The organism is Streptomyces profundus (assembly GCF_020740535.1).
Lineage (GTDB): Bacteria > Actinomycetota > Actinomycetes > Streptomycetales > Streptomycetaceae > Streptomyces > Streptomyces profundus.
On the sequence record NZ_CP082362.1, the window covers coordinates 1356478 to 1372985 of the forward strand.

A 16508-nucleotide genomic window follows, 5' to 3' on the forward strand; every position below is an offset into this window, starting at 1 on the left:
TCAGGAACGAGAGCCACCATGCCCCAGCCCCACGCCCCCGAGGGACCGTTCGACCTGCTGCTGAGAGGCGGACGGGTCGTCGATCCGGCCGCCGGCATCGACGAGGTGCGCGATGTGGCGATCGCCGAGGGACGGATCGTCGCCGTCGCCCCCGACCTCTCCCCCGCCGGCGCCCGCACGGTCGTGGAGGTCGGCGGCCGACTGGTGCTGCCCGGACTGATCGACACCCACGGCCATATCTACCAGCATGTCACCGGCCGCTTCGGCCTCAACGCCGATCTGGTCGGGGTGCGTTCGGGCGTGACCACGGTGGTGGACCAGGGCGGCCCGTCCTGCATGACGCTGCCGGGCTACCGCCACCATGTCGCCGAGACCTCGCGCACCCGCTGCCTGGCCTTTCTCTCCGCCTACCTGGTCGGAGGGCTCGAAGGGCACCTCTACAGCCAGCTCTACAGCCCCGATGGCGTCGATGTCGCGGCGACCGTCGCGTCGGCGCTGGCCAACCAGGACCTGGTGCGCGGCATCAAGGCACACGCCGAGATCGGCGGCTTCGCCCGCTGGGGCATCCGGGTCATCGAACTGGCGGCGGACATCGCCCACCAGGCACAGCTGCCCCTCTATGTTCACTTCGGTCAGCTCTGGGGCCTTCCGGAGAGCGGCAACAACGGGGAGGACGCGGACACCATCATCGAGCGGGTCATCCCCCTGCTGGACGAGGGCGATGTGCTGGCGCACCCGTTCACCCGGCACCCGGGCGGCTTCGTCAACCGGGAGGGCCAGGTGCACACGGTGATCAGGGCCGCGCTGGACCGGGGGCTCAAGGTGGACGTCGGCCACGGCAGCCACTTCTCCTACCGGCTGGCCCGCACCGCGCTTCGGGCCGGTGTCATACCTGACACACTGGGCGCCGATATGCACGGTTACAACACTCATGTGCCGGCACCCCCGGGGACACCCGAGGAGCATCCGGACGACGAGAACCACCCGTTCCTCGGACAGGCCCGCTTCAGCCTGGTGCAGGCGATGAGCTCGCTGCTGGCCCTGGGGCTGCCACTGAACGAGGTGGTGCCCATGGTGACGACCAACCCGGCACGGATGCTGGGCCTCCAGGACGAGTTGGGCTCACTGGCACCCGGCCGGACCGCCGATGTCACGGTGCTCGACGACGAGCGCGGCGCCTTCCTGCTGCGGGACAACGAGGGCACCGAGGTCGTCACCGACCGGCTGCTCCGCCCCGCGTTCTGCCTGCGCGCCGGGGAGCGGTTCGACGCGGACTCGCCGCTGCTGCCGACGCCCGAGCCCGTGCCGGCGTGAGCGGCGCTGATCCCGGGGCCCGCCGGTCCCGGCCGGACCGGACCGCCGCCTATGACAACAACGCGGCCGTCGCGGACAGCGCCGCCCTGGTCCGGGAGCGCGACGCGGCCTCCGCCGCCTACCGTTCGGCGCATCCCCACGGCCTGGATATTCCCTATGGCGAACGGGAGAGGAACCGCGTCGACCTCTATCGGGGGGCCCACCCCGAGGCGCCCTGCCTGGTCTTCCTGCACGGCGGCTACTGGCAGCGCAACGGCCGGGAGGGCTTCGCCGCCGTCGCGGCCGGCGTGCGCCGGCACGGCTGGTCGGCCGCGCTGCCCGGCTACACCCTGGCCCCGGCCGCCTCGTTGACGGAGATCGTCGCCGAGGTCAGGCTGGCCCTCGACTGGCTGACCGCGAACGGCCCCGCCCATGGCATCGCCGGCCCGCTGCTGCTGGCCGGCTGGTCGGCCGGCGCGCAGCTGGCCGCGCTCGTCCTCGACCACCCGGGGGTGCGCGCCGGGCTGGCGATCTCCGGCGTCTACGAGTTGGGCCCGCTGCGGGACACGGCGCTCAACGAGGCGCTGGCCCTGACCGACGACGAGGTGGCACGGCTCTCCCCGCTGCGGCTGCCGCCCGTGCCCAAGCCGCTGACGATCGCCCACGGCACCGGGGAGCTGCCGGCCCTGGTCGCCGACGCCGAGGCGCTGGCGCGGCTGCGGGCGGCGGCCGGCGCCCCGGGCGATCTGATGCCGATTCGCGATCGCGACCATTTCACTGTGCTGGGGGAACTGGCCTCCCCCGACGGTGCCCTGACCCGGGCGGCCCTGGCCGCGCTGGCGTCCTGACGAGTGCCGAAAAGTACTGACCGGTTCTGATGGAGGAGTCTTCGGTGGGTTCGACGCGACCGGCGCGGCTGGCGCTGGTGCTGATGGTGGTGCTCACCTTTGTCACCGGCGTGGTGGACGCCGTGGGCTTTCTGGGGCTTGACCGGGTCTTCACCGGCAATATGACCGGCAATATCGTCATCCTCGGCATGGGCGCGGCCGGCGCCGACGAACTGCCGGTGCTGGGCCCCTCGGTGGCGCTGGTGGCCTTCGCGGCGGGCGCGCTGACGGCCGGCCTGCTGCTCCGGGCGAGCCCCGCCGGCTGGTCGGGCCGCGTCACCGCGCTGTTGGGGGCGCAAACCGGCATCCTCGCGGCGCTGACCCTGGCGTTGGCGCTGGTGGACGAGCACCCCGGCTCGCTGGCCCAACTCGCCATCGCCGCCGGCACGGCCGCGCCGATGGGCAGCCAGGCGGCGGTGGCCCGCAGGGTCGGGGTGGCCGAGATGACCACGGTGGTCGTCACCTCGACGCTGACGATGTTGGCCAGCGAGTCCTTCCCCCGGGGCGGCCGGGCGGCCCTGTTCAACCGCAGGATGGCGGCCATCCTCGCCATCTTCCTCGGCGCCGTGGTGGGCGCCCTGCTGCTCCACGCCCATCTGGCCCTGCCGATGGCCCTGGCAGCCGCCGCCTCCGGCGCGGTGACCCTCATCGGCCACACCCGACTGCGCGGGCGGACGCTGTGACCGGGCGCGGGCCTCGAAGGGTCGCGACTTGCGAACCGTTGCGTTTGAGCCAGCCGGAAGCGGCTAGGCGATAGGCATGGCCTCTTCAAGAGTGAAGCTCGGACCGCTGGCATCGGTGATCGCGGTTGTCGCCAACGTGGTGGCCTCCATCATCGGCCTGTGGATACTGCTCTACCTCCTGGACGCCAACCCCGATAACGCCCTGGTCGATTTCAGCCATGACGCGTCGCGCTGGTTGGCAAGCTGGTCACACGACCTCTTTACCTTCGATCAGGAATGGGCCCGCGTCGTGGGCGGCTACGGTCTGGCGGCCGTGGTCTACGCCCTCATCGGCAACTTCGCGGCAGCCCGCCTCCGCCGCTACTAGCCTCCGGCGCACCGCCACCCCCCGCTGTCCCTCACTCGTTCGGGTGACCGAAGTGGCCCTCGGCTTACCGTCGTTGGTCTAGGTTCGGACGGGGACAGTGGGGAGGCGGGGCGTTGCGGCAGGATGGGACCCGGAACGTGGTCGGGGGGAACGCGAGCGTCGGCGGCCTGGTCCAGGCTCAGACGGTCGGGTCCGTGCACTTCCACGGGCAGCAACCGCCGGCGGCGCCCGTGCCCGTGGACCCGTGGGCACGCGCGGTCGCCGACTCCCCCGTGTGGCGGCGGATCCCCTCGGACCGGGAGCACACCGACCACCGACGGGCGGCCGTCGCCACCGCCGTCGAACTGGCCCGGCTGCGCGACGCGTCGAGCGAGCCGCTCGCCGAGGACCCATGGTCCGACGAAGGATTCCCGCACCGCTTCCTGGAGAACCTGGGACGCCTGCTGGACGCCCCACCCCCCGGCCTGGACCTCTACCCGGCCGAGGCCGCGCTGCTGGTCCTGCTGCCCTTTCTCCATCAGGCGCACAACCTGCGCCGCGCGGCGGAGTCGGCGCCGAGCGCCCGCCCCGACTCGCTGACTCCCGAGCCCGCGCCCGCGACCGCGCCCGAGGACGAACGGAAGGCTTTCGAGGCGTTCGCCGACGCGCACCGGTCCCTGGTCCGACGCGCCCTGCGCAGGCCGGGCGCCGAGCCGGCGGTCGGCTGGTGGCTCCACCACCGGCGGCTGGCCCAGCGGGACGACCTGTCCGGACTGAGCCTTCTGCTGACCGATCTCGGCCCCTGCGCCCGGGAGTTGGGCGAAGCGCTCGCCCCGCGCCGGGTCACCGCACTGCTCCATGGCCTGCGGCGGGGCCCCGACGTCTGCCATCCGGAGTTCCTCGGCACGCTCCCCGCCGAGGACACGGTCCGCTGTATCAGCGGACACCAGCGGATCAGGGACCAACGCCTCGCCCTGATCGCGGCGTTGGCCCACGGGATGGCGATCGAGATGACCGCCCTCCCCGATATCGTGGTCGAGCATCTGGCGACCCCCCACCCCGTGGACCTCGCCGCGCTGCGCGCCACGCTGGACGCGGCACACTGGGGTGGTTCCCCCGAACTCCCCGTGCTGCGCGCCGAATGCCACCACGAGGCGGTGGTCGAGGGGCTACGCGAGTACGCGGGCCGCGTCGACGAACTGCTGCACGCGGTGCGCCGCACGGTGCGGGAACGCGTCCCGCCACCGATGCCCACCCTGCCGACCCGCCTCTCCGCTCACGAGGTCGCCCCGGCCCAGGGCACGTTCGACAACTACGGCCAGTTCCGCGACGAAGGCCGCCAGTTGCTCAACATGGCGATGGGCGTTCAGCTCTACAAGGAACGTGACCTGGCGGTCCGGGAGTTGTACCAGAACGCGCTCGACGCCTGCCGCTACCGCAGGGCCCGCACCGAGTACCTCGGCCGCACGGGCGGGGGCGAGACGGTCTACTCCGGCGAGATCGCCTTCGAGCAGGGCGTGGACGAGGAGGGCCGGCCGTTCCTGGACTGCGTGGACAACGGCGTCGGCATGGGCGAGTCCGAACTGCGCGGCGTCTTCTCCCGCGCGGGCGCGCGCTTCGCCGAACAGCTGGAGTTCACCCTGGAACGCGCGGAGTGGGAGGCCCTGGACCCGCCGGTGCGGCTCCACCCCAACAGCCGTTTCGGCATCGGGGTGTTGAGCTACTTCATGCTGGCCGACGAGATCCGCGTCACCACCTGCCGCATGGGCCAGAACGGCGTCCCCGGCCCCCTCCTCGAAGTCTCGATCTGCGGCCCGGACCATCTCTTCCGCATCGTCCGACTCTCCGACCGGGGCCACCCCGGCACCACGGTCCGGCTGTTCCTCCGCGCTGACGTCCTGCCGGCCGACTGGTCGGCCGTGGATGTGCTCGAACGCCTCCTGGGCATCGCGGAGTTCACGACCATCGCGCGGAAGGGGTCCAGGAACAGCGTCTGGGAGCCAGGGGTGTTGCGGACCAGGAAGGTGGATCCGCACCGGGAGGACTTCGGTCTCAACGCCCACGGCGCGCTGGTCCCCTGCCCGGACCCGCCCGAGGACAGCCAGATCATCTGGTGCGAACACGGCGGCGCGGTACTGGTGGACGGCCTGCTGGTGGGGACCAACAACCGGTACGGGGGCAAGCTGGTCGGCGCGGTCGTCAACCTCATCGGGCGGCGTGCCCCCGCTCAGCTGTCGGTGGACCGCAGAGAGGTGATCGACGACCTTCGGCCGGTCCTGGACGACCTGTTGAGTGCGGGCACGGACGCCCTGATGACGAGTGAACTGCCCAGCTTCGAGTGGTTCTGCCGGGTCGCCGACTTCGGTGTTCTGCTGGCCGACCTCCTGGGAGAGGCCCTCCTGGCAGCGGGCAGAGGGTTCGCCGACCGGGCTTGGAGGATCGATGTCGCCGAGAGCGGCCTCTTCCCCGGCGACCCCGACCTACTCCGCTCCGGGCTGATCAGGGGTTCCGGATACTCCGCCAACGGCTGGACCAGGAGGCTAGGTTCCCTCCCGGACCATATCTACCTCTGGCGGCTACTCGCCCACCGCCCCACCCGGTTGCTCGCCCAGCTGACCGCGCTCTGCCCGGAGATCGACGCCGTGGGGCCCGTGCACAGGGCGAGACCATCCGACCAGTGGCTGATCTACCGGCGGTGGGGTGGCGGTCGAACGTTCATGGCTGCGCCGCTGACTCTGGAACTGCGCCAACTGGCAGGGATCAGCGAGACGCTGAGGTCGACCCCGCCGGTCATCGCACGGCGACTGCTGGCTCTGGGACTTGTCAAGACCGAACCCCAACGCTGGTCAGCGGCGGCGCCCCTTACCGGGGAGCTGGCCAGGGGGTTCGTCAACACCTCCCTCCCCGCGCCGGGCGAACCGTTCCCCGCGAGCGACCTGCTCGCAGCGGCTCGGGACGCCGAGAAGAGCCCGGCCGTGGTGGCCGCCCGGCTCAGGGAGTTCGGGGTCCTGGTAACGGACGAGGACGTGCGAGTCGCCCATGCCGCCCTGGAGGGCGATGGACTGCTGTGGAAGGACCCCGCCAACTCCTCCCTCGGCTGTCTCGACCCCCAAGTGCCTGTCTCTCTGGGCCATGTGGCGAACGTGAGTCGGGCCTTCGACCTACCTGTGCCGGAGGTCCGCCGACGGCTCGCGGCCTATGGGCTGCAGATAGACCAGGGCCCGCTGCCACACCGTCCTGCCCCGGCCATGACGGTGCTGCTGAGCCAGGACGGAGACGGGCGGCCTCCCTGGTTGGCCCCGGGGGAACGGGTGGTCCCCGAAGCCGTGCTCCGAGCAGCGGAGACCCTCCAACTCCCGGTGGGTCAGGTAGTGGAGCAGCTGGCCGAACTGGGCTTTGCGCCCTCGGTGCCACCGCCGGCCGATGCGAGCCCCGCCGACCTGCCGTACCTGTATGACGAGTCAGCCGAGGCTCCCGCGCGCCCTCCCGGGCCCCTCTCCTACGATGCCGTCGTCGAGAAGACGGCTGACCTGGAGGAACTGCGCCACAAGCTGAGCCGCCTGCGGGACTACGGGTTCGACATCCCGTTGCGGGTGCCTGACTACCCGAGCCGCCTGGATCGGGAGATTCTGAGCGGCTCCGGCCCCTTCATCTGGTGGCGCCTCCCCACCGACGAACCGGTTCCGTTCAACCGCGTCCTCCTGGCGTCACGCGAGTTGGGCGCGACACCACGGGAGATCGCCGGACGGCTGAAGGCCTATGGCGTGGGAACGTCCCGCGAGGATCTTCCGCGGGGCCTCACATTCATCGATGCCCTGGATCTCCTCCGGGCCCACGAGTTGGAGGAGTACGAACCCCCCGAGCCCGGCCACTTCCCGCTCCACTACCTCCACCACGCCGCCCTGGAACGGGAGACCTCCCTCACGCAGGTGGTCTCCTGGCTGCGCCAGCTCGGCGTGGCCGTGCCCGATCCCGCCGAGACGATCAGGGCGGCGCTCCGGCGGGTGCCGCTCGCCTGAGCGGAGCGCGCGCCGTCAGGCCGCCGTGGCCAGGGGCAGGGTGCGGAGTTCGTGTTCGCTCGCGTTGGCGCCGGTGCAGACGACGGCGACGCGTTGGTCCGTGAAGACGGTGGGGTGGGCGATCAGGGCGGCAAGACCGGCCGCGCCGGCGCCCTCGGCGAGGGTGTGGGCGTCGCGGAGCAGGAGCCACTGCGCCGCGCCGATGGTCGCGTCGTCGACCAGCAGGAAATCGGCGAGGTGGGACCGGAGGAAGCCCTGGGTGAGGGCGAAGCCGCTGCCGATCGCCAGGCCCTCGGCGCGGGTGCGGTTGGGGCGGCTGAGCAGGGTGCCGGCGCGCCAGGAGTCGTGGGCGGCCGGGGAGGCGGCGGACTGGACGGCGATCACCCGGCAGCGGGGCGCCAGCGCCGCCGCGACCAGGCAGGCCGCCGCCGCGCCGCTGCCGCCGCCGACCGGCACCACGACCGCGTCCAGATCGGGCGCCTGTTCGAAGATCTCCAGATAGGTGGTGGCGACGCCGGCGACCAGCGCCGGCTCGTCGGCCGCGCTGACCAGCCGGCTGCCGCGCTCCTCGGCGATCCCCCGGGCCCGCTCGGCGGCCTCGGTCATGTCCCGGCCGGCCTCGATCAGCTCGGCGCCCAGCGCGCGCACCGCGGCGGCCTTGGTCGGGTTGGGGTCGGTGGGCATCACGATGGTGCAGGGCACCCCGTACCGCTTGGCCGCGTAGGCCAGTGACTGGGCATGGTTGCCCGTGGAGTAGCCGACGATGCCGGCCGCGCGTTCGTCCGCGTCCAGTCCGGCGAGCAGGGTCAGCCCGCCGCGCACCTTGAAGGCACCGGTGGGCTGCACGTTCTCGTGTTTGACCAGGACCTCGGCTCCGACGCTCGCGTCGAGGGCCGGATAGTTCCACATGGGGGTGGGGGGCAGCTGACCGGCGAGGGTGTGGCGGGCGGCCAGCGCGTCGGAGATGGTCGGCGGGCGCATGTCGGCACTGTCCCACGAAGGGGACACATAGCTCCAATGCTGAATTTCTCTGCTTCCATAGATCTGATCTATGGGTTGTGCCTACCCTGCGGGTATGTGGAATCTGACCCGGCTGCGGGTGCTGGTCGCGGTGGCCAGGGAGGGCTCGGTCACGGGGGCGGCCGAGGCGCTGCACTATGCCCAGCCCTCGGTGAGCCACCACCTGGCGAGGCTGGAGGCCGAGGTGGGTGTGGTGCTGGTGCGCCGGGCGGGGCGCGGGGTGCTGCTGACGGACGCGGGCCGGCTGCTGGTGGCGCGGGCGGAGGAGATCCTGGGGCGGGTGGAGTCGGCGCGGGCCGAGGTGGCCGCGCACGCCGGGCTGCGCACGGGGCGGGTGCGGCTGGCGGCGTTCCCCTCGTCGCTGGCCACCCTGGTGCCGCCGGCCGTGGCCCGGTTGGCGGCCGAACACCCGGGCGTCGAGCTGGCGTTGACGGAGGCGGAGCCGCCGGCCGCGTTGACCGCGCTGCGCAACGCCGATGTGGACGCCGCGCTGGTCTTCGCCCATGACGAGCCGCCGGCCGGTGACCAGCGCAACACCACGCTGGTGCCGCTGATGCGGGAGCCCCTCTTTCTCGTGACCCCGGCCGACTGCGAACCGGCGGCCACGCCAGGGGAGTTGGCCCGGCACGCCGACAAGAGCTGGATCGCCGGCTGCGAGCGGTGCCGGGCGCATCTGGTCTCGATATGCGAGCGGGCCGGGTTCACCCCTCGGATCACCTTCGAGACGGACGACTATGTGGCGGTCCAGTCGCTGGTGGCGGCGGGTCTGGGGGTGAGCGTGCTGCCGGGGCTGACGCTGGCGGCGCACCGGAACGAGCGGGTGCGGGTGGAGCGGCTGTCGGACGAGACCCGGCGGGTCTCGCTCGCCGTCTACGGCACCTCGCCGCCGGCCGAGCCGGTGGCGGCGTTCGGCGCGGTGCTGGCGGACACGGTCGCCGAGCAGCGTTGGACCGAGCCGGACTGAGCACCATCGCGCGCCGGAAGCGGCGCGGTCCGTGTCAGGATGCACGGCATGCCTGGTCGCGCGTTGAGTTTCGGAGTGATGGCGGAAGCGTACGAGCGGTTCCGGCCCGGGTATCCGGAGGAGCTCGCCGGGGTGGTGCTGGCCTATGCGGGCCGGCCGGTGCGGACCGTGCTGGAGATCGGCGCGGGAACGGGGAAGGCGACCCGGTTGTTCGCCGGCCGGGGGCTCGCGGTCACGGCGACGGAGCCGGACGAGTCCATGCTCGCCGCGCTGCGTCGGCATGTCCCCGCGACGGTCCGCACGGTGCGGGCCGCGTTCGAGGAGCTGCCGACGGATGAGCGGTACGGGCTGGTCTACGCGGCGGCGGCGCTGCACTGGACGGCCCCCGAGGGGCGGTGGGCGCGGATGGCCGAACTGCTGGCTCCCGGTGGCGTGTTCGCGTCGTTCGGCGGGCCCGTCCGGTTGGCGGACCCGGCCGTCGAGGAGGCGGTCCTGGCGGCGCGGTCGCCGTATCTGGCGAGCGACGAGGTGCCGTCGCCGGACGGGACGCCCCCGGAGGAGCTGATGCAGTGGCCGGGCACGGAGCTGCTGCGATCCCCGTGGTTCTCCGATGTGCAGCAGTCCCTGATCGAACGGCGATTGACGATGACCGCTGACGACTGGGTCGGCCATCTCTCGACCGTCTCGGCCTATCTGGTGCTGCCGCCGGCCAAGCGCGAGCGGGCGCTCGACGAGATCGCGCGGGTGCTGCCCGAGACGGTGGCGATCGACGCGGACCTCACCGTTCATCTCGCCCGCCGGAACGGGCGGCCCAGCCCGTGAACGGACGCCGGCGGCTGGGCCCTCCCCCCGAGGTGGGGCCCAGCCGCCGGCGTCGGCTCTCCTTCTCTGTCGGGCCCGTCAGACCTGGTGACGCAGCCGGTTGCGGGAGAGGCCCACGGTGGCGGCTCCCGCCAGGAGGAGCACGCCGGCGCCGGCGAAGAGCGCGAGTTGCGTCTCGCCCGCGCCGGTCGCGGCCAGGGCGCCGCCCGAGGCACCGCCCTGCGGGCCGGGGCCGCCGCTCGAACCGTTGCCGTCACCGCCGCCCGGGCCGTTGCCGCCGGGGAGCTGGGCGTCGTCGCTGAGCGCCAACGAGAAGTTGACCGGGTCGAGTTCGTCGCCCTCCTCGTAGAAGCCGGCGAACGCCTGGGCGCCGTCGGCGGTGAGGTAGGCGGGCAGCCCGGAGAGCGTCAGCACGTCGTCCTCGGGGTTCAGCGCGTCGGCCGGCACCTCGAACTCGGCGACGATGATGTCGTCGTACTCGCTGACCTCACCGGTCTCCCGGTCCTTGGAGGACACATCGGCGAGCAACTCGCCCTCGGCGCCGTTGATCTCGACGGCCAGATCGCTGAACTGGAGGTCCAGGGCACCGTCGTGGCCGGTGAAGCGGACGCCGCCGGCGAAGGAGGTGTCCAGCGTCTCGGCCTCGGCGTCCAACTGGCCGCTGCCGTCGGGGAAACGGTAGCCGTCGACCAACTCGGTGGCGCCGCCGGAGAGTTCGACCTCGCCGTTGGCGATGGGCCCGGTGACGTAGGTGCGGAAGGACTCCTTGACGCCCCAGTCCAGCTGCCCGTCCACCACCGTGCCCGGCACGTCCGCCGGATCCGTGCCGGGGTCCGTGCCCGGATCGGTGCCGGGGTCGGTGCCCGGATCGGTGCCCGGGTCCGTGCCGGGGTCGGTGCCCGGGTCCGTGCCGGGGTCGGTGCCGGGATCGCCGCTGTCGGGGGTGACGGAGAGGGTCGCCGGGTCCAGCTCGGTGCCCTCGGCGTACATCGGGCTGCCGTTGTACTCGAAGGCGGTGGCGCCGTCGGCGGTGAGGGTGGCGGGGATGTCGGCGAACACCATCGCGCCGTCCTCGCCGGAGCCGCGCGTCGCGCCGCTGAGGTCCAGCGCGGCGAACTCGACGTCCTCCGTGGTCTGACCGGCGACGGTGACATCGGCGACGATGGCACCGGTGGTGCCCTCGGTCACGACCTTCAGATCGGCAAGTCTCAGGTCGAGTTCACCGTGGTGGCCGGTGAAGTGGACGCTGCCGTCGAACGCGGTGTCGACGCCATGCGTGGTCAGGTCGTAGCTGCCGGTGCCGCCGGTGAAGCGGAAACCGGTGTCGGTGGTCTCGGCGCCGTCGGCGAGGTCGATGGAACCGCCGGCGATGGGGCCGGTGATGTAGCGGCGGAAGGAGTCCTTGACACCCCAGTCGAGGGTGCCGTCGACCAGGTCGATGACCTGCGCCGGGCGGGTGTCGTCCGCCGCCGCCGGGCCGGCGAGGGCGGTGACGCCGAGCACCGTCGCGCAGGCCACGGTGAGCATGGTCACGCCCCCGCGCGCCGCGCGGGTCCTGTGAGGTCTGTCGGCCGTGGCCGGGATCGTGGGCGGGGTCATGAGCGCGGTGTCTCCTCGGAGTTCTCGGATGTGGCTGACGAGTCAGCCGGTTCGGCTGTGGGGGCGGCGCGGCGGTTGCGGCGCGTGAACCAGTACGCGGCGGCGGCGAGGGCCAGCAGGGCGCCCGCTCCGGTCGCGATCAGGGTGGGGGTGTTGCTGCCGCCGTCCCCTGAGGACGTGGCCTCGGGTTCGGCGGCCGGCTCGGGGTCGGCGGCGGGCTCGGCGGGCGCCGAGGGCTCGGCGCCCAGGTCGGGCAGCGGCGGCAGTTCGGCGCCGTCGGCCACGGCCAGCGCCAACGTCAGCGGGTCCATGGCGGTGCCGGCCGGGTAGAGGCCGCCGAAGGCGGCGGAGCCCTCCTCCGTCAGCTCGGCCGGCACCTCGGCGAGCAGCACCAGGCCGTCCTCCGGGGTGAGGTCCTCGGCGGCGAAGGTGATCAACGGCTGGTCGTCGGCGGTCTCACCGGCGTTGGTGACATCCGCGTGGAGGGTGCCGACGCCGTCGGCGACGGTGACCCGCAACGTGCCGAGGCTCAGGTCGAGATCGGTGCCGGTGAACCGGACCGCGCCGGTGAACGCGGCCTCGGCGGTGCCGGCCTCGGGGTCGACGGTGCCCTCGCCCGCGCCGAAGCGGAAGAGCGCGCCGCCGTCCTGGGCACCGTCGGTCAGCTCCCAGGCGCCCTCGGCGATCGGGCCTGTGACGTACTCGCGGAAGGTGCGCCGCACTCCCCAGTCCACCGCTCCGTCGGCGAGTTCGGCCGCGGCGTCCGGGTTCTCGTCCTCGTCCTCGTCCGCGCCGTCGTTGTCGGTGTCGTCGGGCTCGGGCTCGGGGTCGGGTTCCGGCTCCGTGGGCTCCTGGCTGTCGGCGGTGAAGCTCACCGGGTCCAGCGGGTCGCCGGCCTGGTAGTAGCCGGCGAAGGCGGTGGCGCCCTCGCCGGTGAGGGTGGCGGGCACGCCGGTGACCGCGATCTGGGTGCCGCCGCGCAGGTCGACGCCGCTCAGATCCAGCGAGGCCAGCGGCACCTGGCTGCTCTCGGTGACCTGTCCCGTGCCGCGTTCCTTGGAGCGCATGTCCGCGAAGAGCGTCCCGCTCTGGCCCGATATCGACAGTGACGGGTTGCTGATGGTGAGGTCCAGTTCATAGCTGCCGTCGTCCTTCTGGTGGCCGACAAAGTGAACGCCCCCGCTGTACGCGGCGTCGAGCGTGCCGCTGTCGGGGTCGTAGCCCCCGTTGGCCGAGTGGAACCGGAACTGGTTCTGCCCCACCGTGGCGGCGCCGCCGGACAGGCTCCAACTCCCGCTGGCTATCGGGCCGGTGATATAGGTCTGGAACGAGGTCTTGATCCCCCAGTCCAACCGTCCGCCGGCCACCGGACGCTCGGCGGCGGCGTGCGCGGCGAGAGCGGTGCCGGGCATCAGGGCCAGGGAGAGGAGGATGGCCAGCAGCATGAATGCGGCTTTGCGCGGCATCGTGGGCAGCATCGAACGTCCTCCTAGGGCAACCCGGGATCAATTAGCCAGGTTAGGCTAACCTAAGCTACTCCCGGGCTCGGGTGGTACCCCCTCACCCCAACCCGCCCACCACAACAGCCAGAAAGGCGGACGCACGGTGGCCCTTCGATCCGGACGACTGCTCAGCACATGGGCGGCCCTGCTGGCGCTGGCCCTGACCGTCACCGGCTGCGGCGGCGACGCCAAGGGCGGCGGGAACGACGCGGACGACGCGCCGGCGCGGACGCCGGACCGGGTGGAGCCGCTCGAAGGGCCGCCGGCCGAGCCGACGTTGCCGGTGACGGTGGAGTCCGCCGACGGCAACGAGGTCACCGTGACGGCCATCGACAAGGTGGTGCCGCTCTCCGGGTCGCTGGCCGAGCTCGTCTTCAGCCTGGGGCACGGCGACCGGGTCGTGGCCCGCGACGTCTCGGCCACCTTCGAACAGGCCGCCGACCTCCCGGTGGTGACCAGGGGGCATGACGTCTCGGCCGAGGGCGTGCTCTCCATGCGCCCCGATCTGGTGCTGGCCGAGTCCACCACCGGGCCCGACGAGGCCATCGACCAGATCCGCGCCGCCGGCGTGCCGCTGGTGGTCCTGGAACCCGCGCTCGAACTCGACGACGTCAACCGCCGAATCCAGGCGGTGGCCGAGGCGTTGGGCGTCCCCGAGGCCGGCGAGGCGCTGGCGACCCGCACGGACGAGCGGATCGAGGCGGTCCGCGCCGAGCTGCCGACGGAAGGGGACCGGCCGCGTGTCGCGTTCCTCTACCTGCGGGGCAGCGCCTCGGTGTATCTGCTGGGCGGCGCCGAGTCGGGCGCGGTCTCGCTGATCGAGGCGGCCGGCGGCGTGGACGCGGGCCAGGAGTCGGGGCTCGACAAGGACTTCACGCCGATCACCAGCGAGGCGCTGGCCGCCGCCGCGCCCGATGTGATCCTCGTGATGACCAAGGGGCTCGAATCGGTCGGTGGGGTCGACGGCCTCGTGGAGATCCCCGGGATCGCGCAGACCCCGGCCGGGATGAACCGCAGGGTGGCCTCCGTCGACGACGGCGTGCTGCTGAACTACGGGCCGCGCACGGACGCGGTGCTCGCCTCGCTCGCCGAACAGATCCACGACGAAGGCCCGGCGGCGTGACCGCGCCGACCGCGGTCGAACGGGGCGCGCCGTCCGGGCCGGCGGGCCGGGCCGAGAAGCCGCGGGTGCCACGCTCCGGGCGGGTGGGGCGCATCACCGCGCTGACGGTGGGGTTGAGCGGGGCCCTGGTGGTGCTCGCGCTGGTCGCCGTGGCCACCGGCGCCTACGCCATCCCGCTGGGCGATGTGATCGACTCCGTGCTGCACCGGGTCGGTCTCGGCGGCGAGCCGCTGGACCAGGTCGGCGAGAGCGTGCTGTGGAACGCGCGTATGCCGCGCGTGGTGTTGGCGCTGCTGGTGGGTGCCTCGTTGGGGTGCGCTGGCGCGCTGATGCAGGGCGTCTTCGGCAACCCGCTGGCCGAGCCGGGGGTGATCGGGATCTCCTCGGGCGCCGCGGTGGGCGCGGTGGCGGCGATCGCTTTCGGCCTTGACTTCCTGGGCAACTGGACGATCACCGTGTTTGCCTTTATCGCCGGCCTTGGCACGGTGATGTTGGTCTATGTCCTCTCCCGATCGGACGGCCGCACGGAAGTGGTCACGCTGATCCTGACCGGCATCGCGGTGAACGCCTTCGCCGGCGCCCTGATCGGTCTGTTCATCTTCTTCGCCGACAACGCGCAGATCTCCGAGATCACCTTCTGGCAGTTGGGCTCGCTGGCCCAGGCCACCTGGCCCAAGGTGCTGGCCGTGCTGCCCTGCGCGCTCGTCGGCCTGGTGGTCGCCCCCTGGTACGCGCGCCGCCTCGACCTGCTGGCGCTGGGCGAACGGCCGGCCCGGCACCTGGGCGTGGACGTGGAGCGGCTGCGGGTGACGCTGATCCTGGTCACCGCGCTGTTGACGGCGGCGGCCGTGTCCATGGCCGGAATCGTCACCTTCGTGGGGCTGCTGGTCCCGCATCTGCTGCGCATGGTCGCCGGCCCCGGGCACCGCTTCCTGCTGCCGGGCAGCGCGCTGGGCGGCGCCCTGGTGCTGCTCGGCGCCGACCTGGTGGCACGCACCGCCGCCGCGCCGGCCGAGCTGCCGCTCGGCGTGCTGACCGCGCTGATCGGCAGCCCCTTCTTCTTCTGGCTGCTCCGCAGAACCCGCCGTCGCCAGGGAGGTTGGGCGTGATCAGGTTCCGTTCCCGGATCGTCGAACGGCCAACCGAACCGGCCGTGGGCGCGGTGCTGGCCGAGGTGGCCGGGCTGGCCGTGTCGCTGGGCGAGCGCCAGGTGCTGCGCGACATCGACCTGACCGTGCGGGCCGGCGAGGTGCTGGCGCTGGTCGGCCCGAACGGCGCGGGCAAGTCCACGCTGCTGGCCGCCCTGGCCGCCGACCTGACGCCCTCGGACGGCGAGCTGCTGATCGACGGACGGCCGACCGCCGACTGGACGCCGCGTGAACTGGCGCTGCGCCGCGCCGTGTTGCCGCAGGCCGCCACGCTGTCCTTCCCGTTCACCGTGACCGAGGTGGTCCGGATGGGCCGCGCGCCATGGGTGGGCACCGAGGCGGAGGACGAGGACGACGAGGCGGTCGCCGAGGCGATGGACCTGACCGAGGTCCTGCCCTTCGCCGACCGACCGTTCGCCGCGCTCTCCGGCGGGGAGCGCGCCCGGGTCGCGCTGGCCCGGGTCCTGGCGCAGCGCACCGCGCTGCTGCTGCTCGACGAGCCGACCGCCGCGCTCGACCTGCGCCACCAGGAGCAGGTGCTGCGGATCTGCCGCGAGCGGGCCGCCGTGGGACGCGGAGTGGTGGTGGTCCTGCACGACCTGGGCCTGGCCGCCGCCTGGGCCGACCGCACCGCCGTGCTGCACGACGGGCTGCTCGCCGCCACCGGCACCCCCGACGAGGTGTTCACCGAGGGGCTGTTGAGCGAGGTGTACCAGCATCCGGTGCGGGTGCTGCGGGACCCGGACACCGACGCCCCGCTGATCGTCCCCGAACGCCCGGCGCGCCCCGGCCCTCCCGCGCACGACTGAGCCAGGTGAACGGCGGCCGGCGCGCGCCGTGGTCGGCGGGAAGTTCCGGCGAACCGCGGGCAAACGGCGGTGCGATGCCCTAGCCTTTTCTGCGGCAAGGGCGCGCACTCACGGGGAGATGAGGACGCGCCTTCGCGCTGTAGTCCGCTGTCGCTCGATGTAGCCCCGCTTCGCTCGTAGTAGCCCCGCTTCGCTCGTAGGAGCCCCGCCTCCGCTCGTAGGAGCCCCGCCTTCGCCCGTCCGTGTCATCCGCACGGTCCCTCGCCTCACTCACCTCGATCGCCCGGCCCGTC

13 protein-coding genes are annotated in these 16508 nt (G+C 72.8%); 10 read left to right on the plus strand and 3 right to left on the minus strand.

Annotated features, from left to right (window positions below; genetic code table 11):
- Nucleotides 1-18 precede the first annotated feature (18 nt).
- The 5 genes from K4G22_RS06045 to K4G22_RS06065 all read left to right on the plus strand — a co-directional run bounded on the left by K4G22_RS06045 (nt 19) and on the right by K4G22_RS06065 (nt 7228).
- A complete protein-coding gene (locus K4G22_RS06045) occupies nt 19-1314 on the plus strand; it encodes an amidohydrolase/deacetylase family metallohydrolase (RefSeq protein WP_228078640.1) in 1296 nt (431 codons plus the stop codon).
- A complete protein-coding gene (locus K4G22_RS06050; RefSeq protein ID WP_228078643.1) occupies nt 1311-2141 on the plus strand; it encodes an alpha/beta hydrolase in 831 nt (276 codons plus the stop codon). Before K4G22_RS06045 ends, K4G22_RS06050 begins: the two co-directional genes overlap by 4 nt.
- A gap of 44 nt (nt 2142-2185) precedes the next feature.
- The gene (locus K4G22_RS06055) at nt 2186-2863 is read left to right on the plus strand and encodes a YoaK family protein (RefSeq protein WP_228078650.1); all 678 of its coding nucleotides are present in this window, start codon (nt 2186-2188) and stop codon (nt 2861-2863) included.
- A 91-nt stretch (nt 2864-2954) separates the two neighbouring features.
- The gene (locus K4G22_RS06060; protein ID WP_425336613.1) at nt 2955-3230 is read left to right on the plus strand and encodes a hypothetical protein; all 276 of its coding nucleotides are present in this window, start codon (nt 2955-2957) and stop codon (nt 3228-3230) included.
- A gap of 113 nt (nt 3231-3343) precedes the next feature.
- Complete coding sequence (locus K4G22_RS06065; protein ID WP_228078652.1) at nt 3344-7228, plus strand: wHTH domain-containing protein; 3885 nt, start codon at nt 3344-3346, stop codon at nt 7226-7228.
- A 15-nt stretch (nt 7229-7243) separates the two neighbouring features.
- On the opposite strand, the gene K4G22_RS06070 is transcribed toward K4G22_RS06065, so the two are convergent.
- Nucleotides 7244-8209: a threonine ammonia-lyase gene (locus K4G22_RS06070; protein WP_228078653.1), complete on the minus strand. Its 966-nt coding sequence runs from the start codon at nt 8207-8209 to the stop codon at nt 7244-7246.
- A gap of 94 nt (nt 8210-8303) precedes the next feature.
- On the opposite strand from K4G22_RS06070, the gene K4G22_RS06080 reads away from it, so the two are divergent.
- Complete coding sequence (locus K4G22_RS06080; RefSeq protein WP_265590215.1) at nt 8304-9212, plus strand: LysR family transcriptional regulator; 909 nt, start codon at nt 8304-8306, stop codon at nt 9210-9212.
- A 78-nt stretch (nt 9213-9290) separates the two neighbouring features.
- Entirely contained in the window at nt 9291-10034 is a 744-nt protein-coding gene (locus K4G22_RS06085; RefSeq protein ID WP_228078654.1) for a class I SAM-dependent methyltransferase, read from the plus strand.
- A 78-nt stretch (nt 10035-10112) separates the two neighbouring features.
- Here K4G22_RS06085 and K4G22_RS06090 read toward each other — a convergent pair whose 3' ends face one another.
- Both K4G22_RS06090 and K4G22_RS06095 read right to left on the minus strand, forming a co-directional pair.
- The gene (locus K4G22_RS06090) at nt 10113-11633 is read right to left on the minus strand and encodes an HtaA domain-containing protein (RefSeq protein ID WP_228078655.1); all 1521 of its coding nucleotides are present in this window, start codon (nt 11631-11633) and stop codon (nt 10113-10115) included.
- A complete protein-coding gene (locus K4G22_RS06095) occupies nt 11630-13099 on the minus strand; it encodes an HtaA domain-containing protein (RefSeq protein ID WP_228078656.1) in 1470 nt (489 codons plus the stop codon). Before K4G22_RS06095 ends, K4G22_RS06090 begins: the two co-directional genes overlap by 4 nt.
- Nucleotides 13100-13238: 139 nt before the next feature.
- Between K4G22_RS06095 and K4G22_RS06100 the strand changes: the two genes are divergently transcribed.
- From K4G22_RS06100 to K4G22_RS06110, 3 genes are all read left to right on the plus strand, one after another.
- Complete coding sequence (locus K4G22_RS06100) at nt 13239-14258, plus strand: heme/hemin ABC transporter substrate-binding protein (RefSeq protein ID WP_228078657.1); 1020 nt, start codon at nt 13239-13241, stop codon at nt 14256-14258.
- Between the two features lie 65 nt (nt 14259-14323).
- Entirely contained in the window at nt 14324-15367 is a 1044-nt protein-coding gene (locus K4G22_RS06105) for a FecCD family ABC transporter permease (RefSeq protein ID WP_228078659.1), read from the plus strand.
- Nucleotides 15364-16215, plus strand: a complete 852-nt coding sequence (locus K4G22_RS06110) for a heme ABC transporter ATP-binding protein (RefSeq protein ID WP_425336614.1) — start codon at nt 15364-15366, stop codon at nt 16213-16215. Before K4G22_RS06105 ends, K4G22_RS06110 begins: the two co-directional genes overlap by 4 nt.
- Nucleotides 16216-16508: the final 293 nt, after the last annotated feature.

Excerpts from the sequence above, each read along its gene's own strand:
- K4G22_RS06045 (WP_228078640.1), top strand. The coding sequence starts at position 19 with ATGCCCCAGCCCCACGCCCCCGAGGGACCGTTCGACCTGCTGCTGAGA.
- K4G22_RS06070 (WP_228078653.1), bottom strand. The coding sequence starts at position 8,209 with ATGCGCCCGCCGACCATCTCCGACGCGCTGGCCGCCCGCCACACCCTC.
- K4G22_RS06080 (WP_265590215.1), top strand. The coding sequence starts at position 8,304 with ATGTGGAATCTGACCCGGCTGCGGGTGCTGGTCGCGGTGGCCAGGGAG.
- K4G22_RS06085 (WP_228078654.1), top strand. The coding sequence starts at position 9,291 with ATGGCGGAAGCGTACGAGCGGTTCCGGCCCGGGTATCCGGAGGAGCTC.
- K4G22_RS06090 (WP_228078655.1), bottom strand. The coding sequence starts at position 11,633 with ATGACCCCGCCCACGATCCCGGCCACGGCCGACAGACCTCACAGGACC.
- K4G22_RS06095 (WP_228078656.1), bottom strand. The coding sequence starts at position 13,099 with ATGCCGCGCAAAGCCGCATTCATGCTGCTGGCCATCCTCCTCTCCCTG.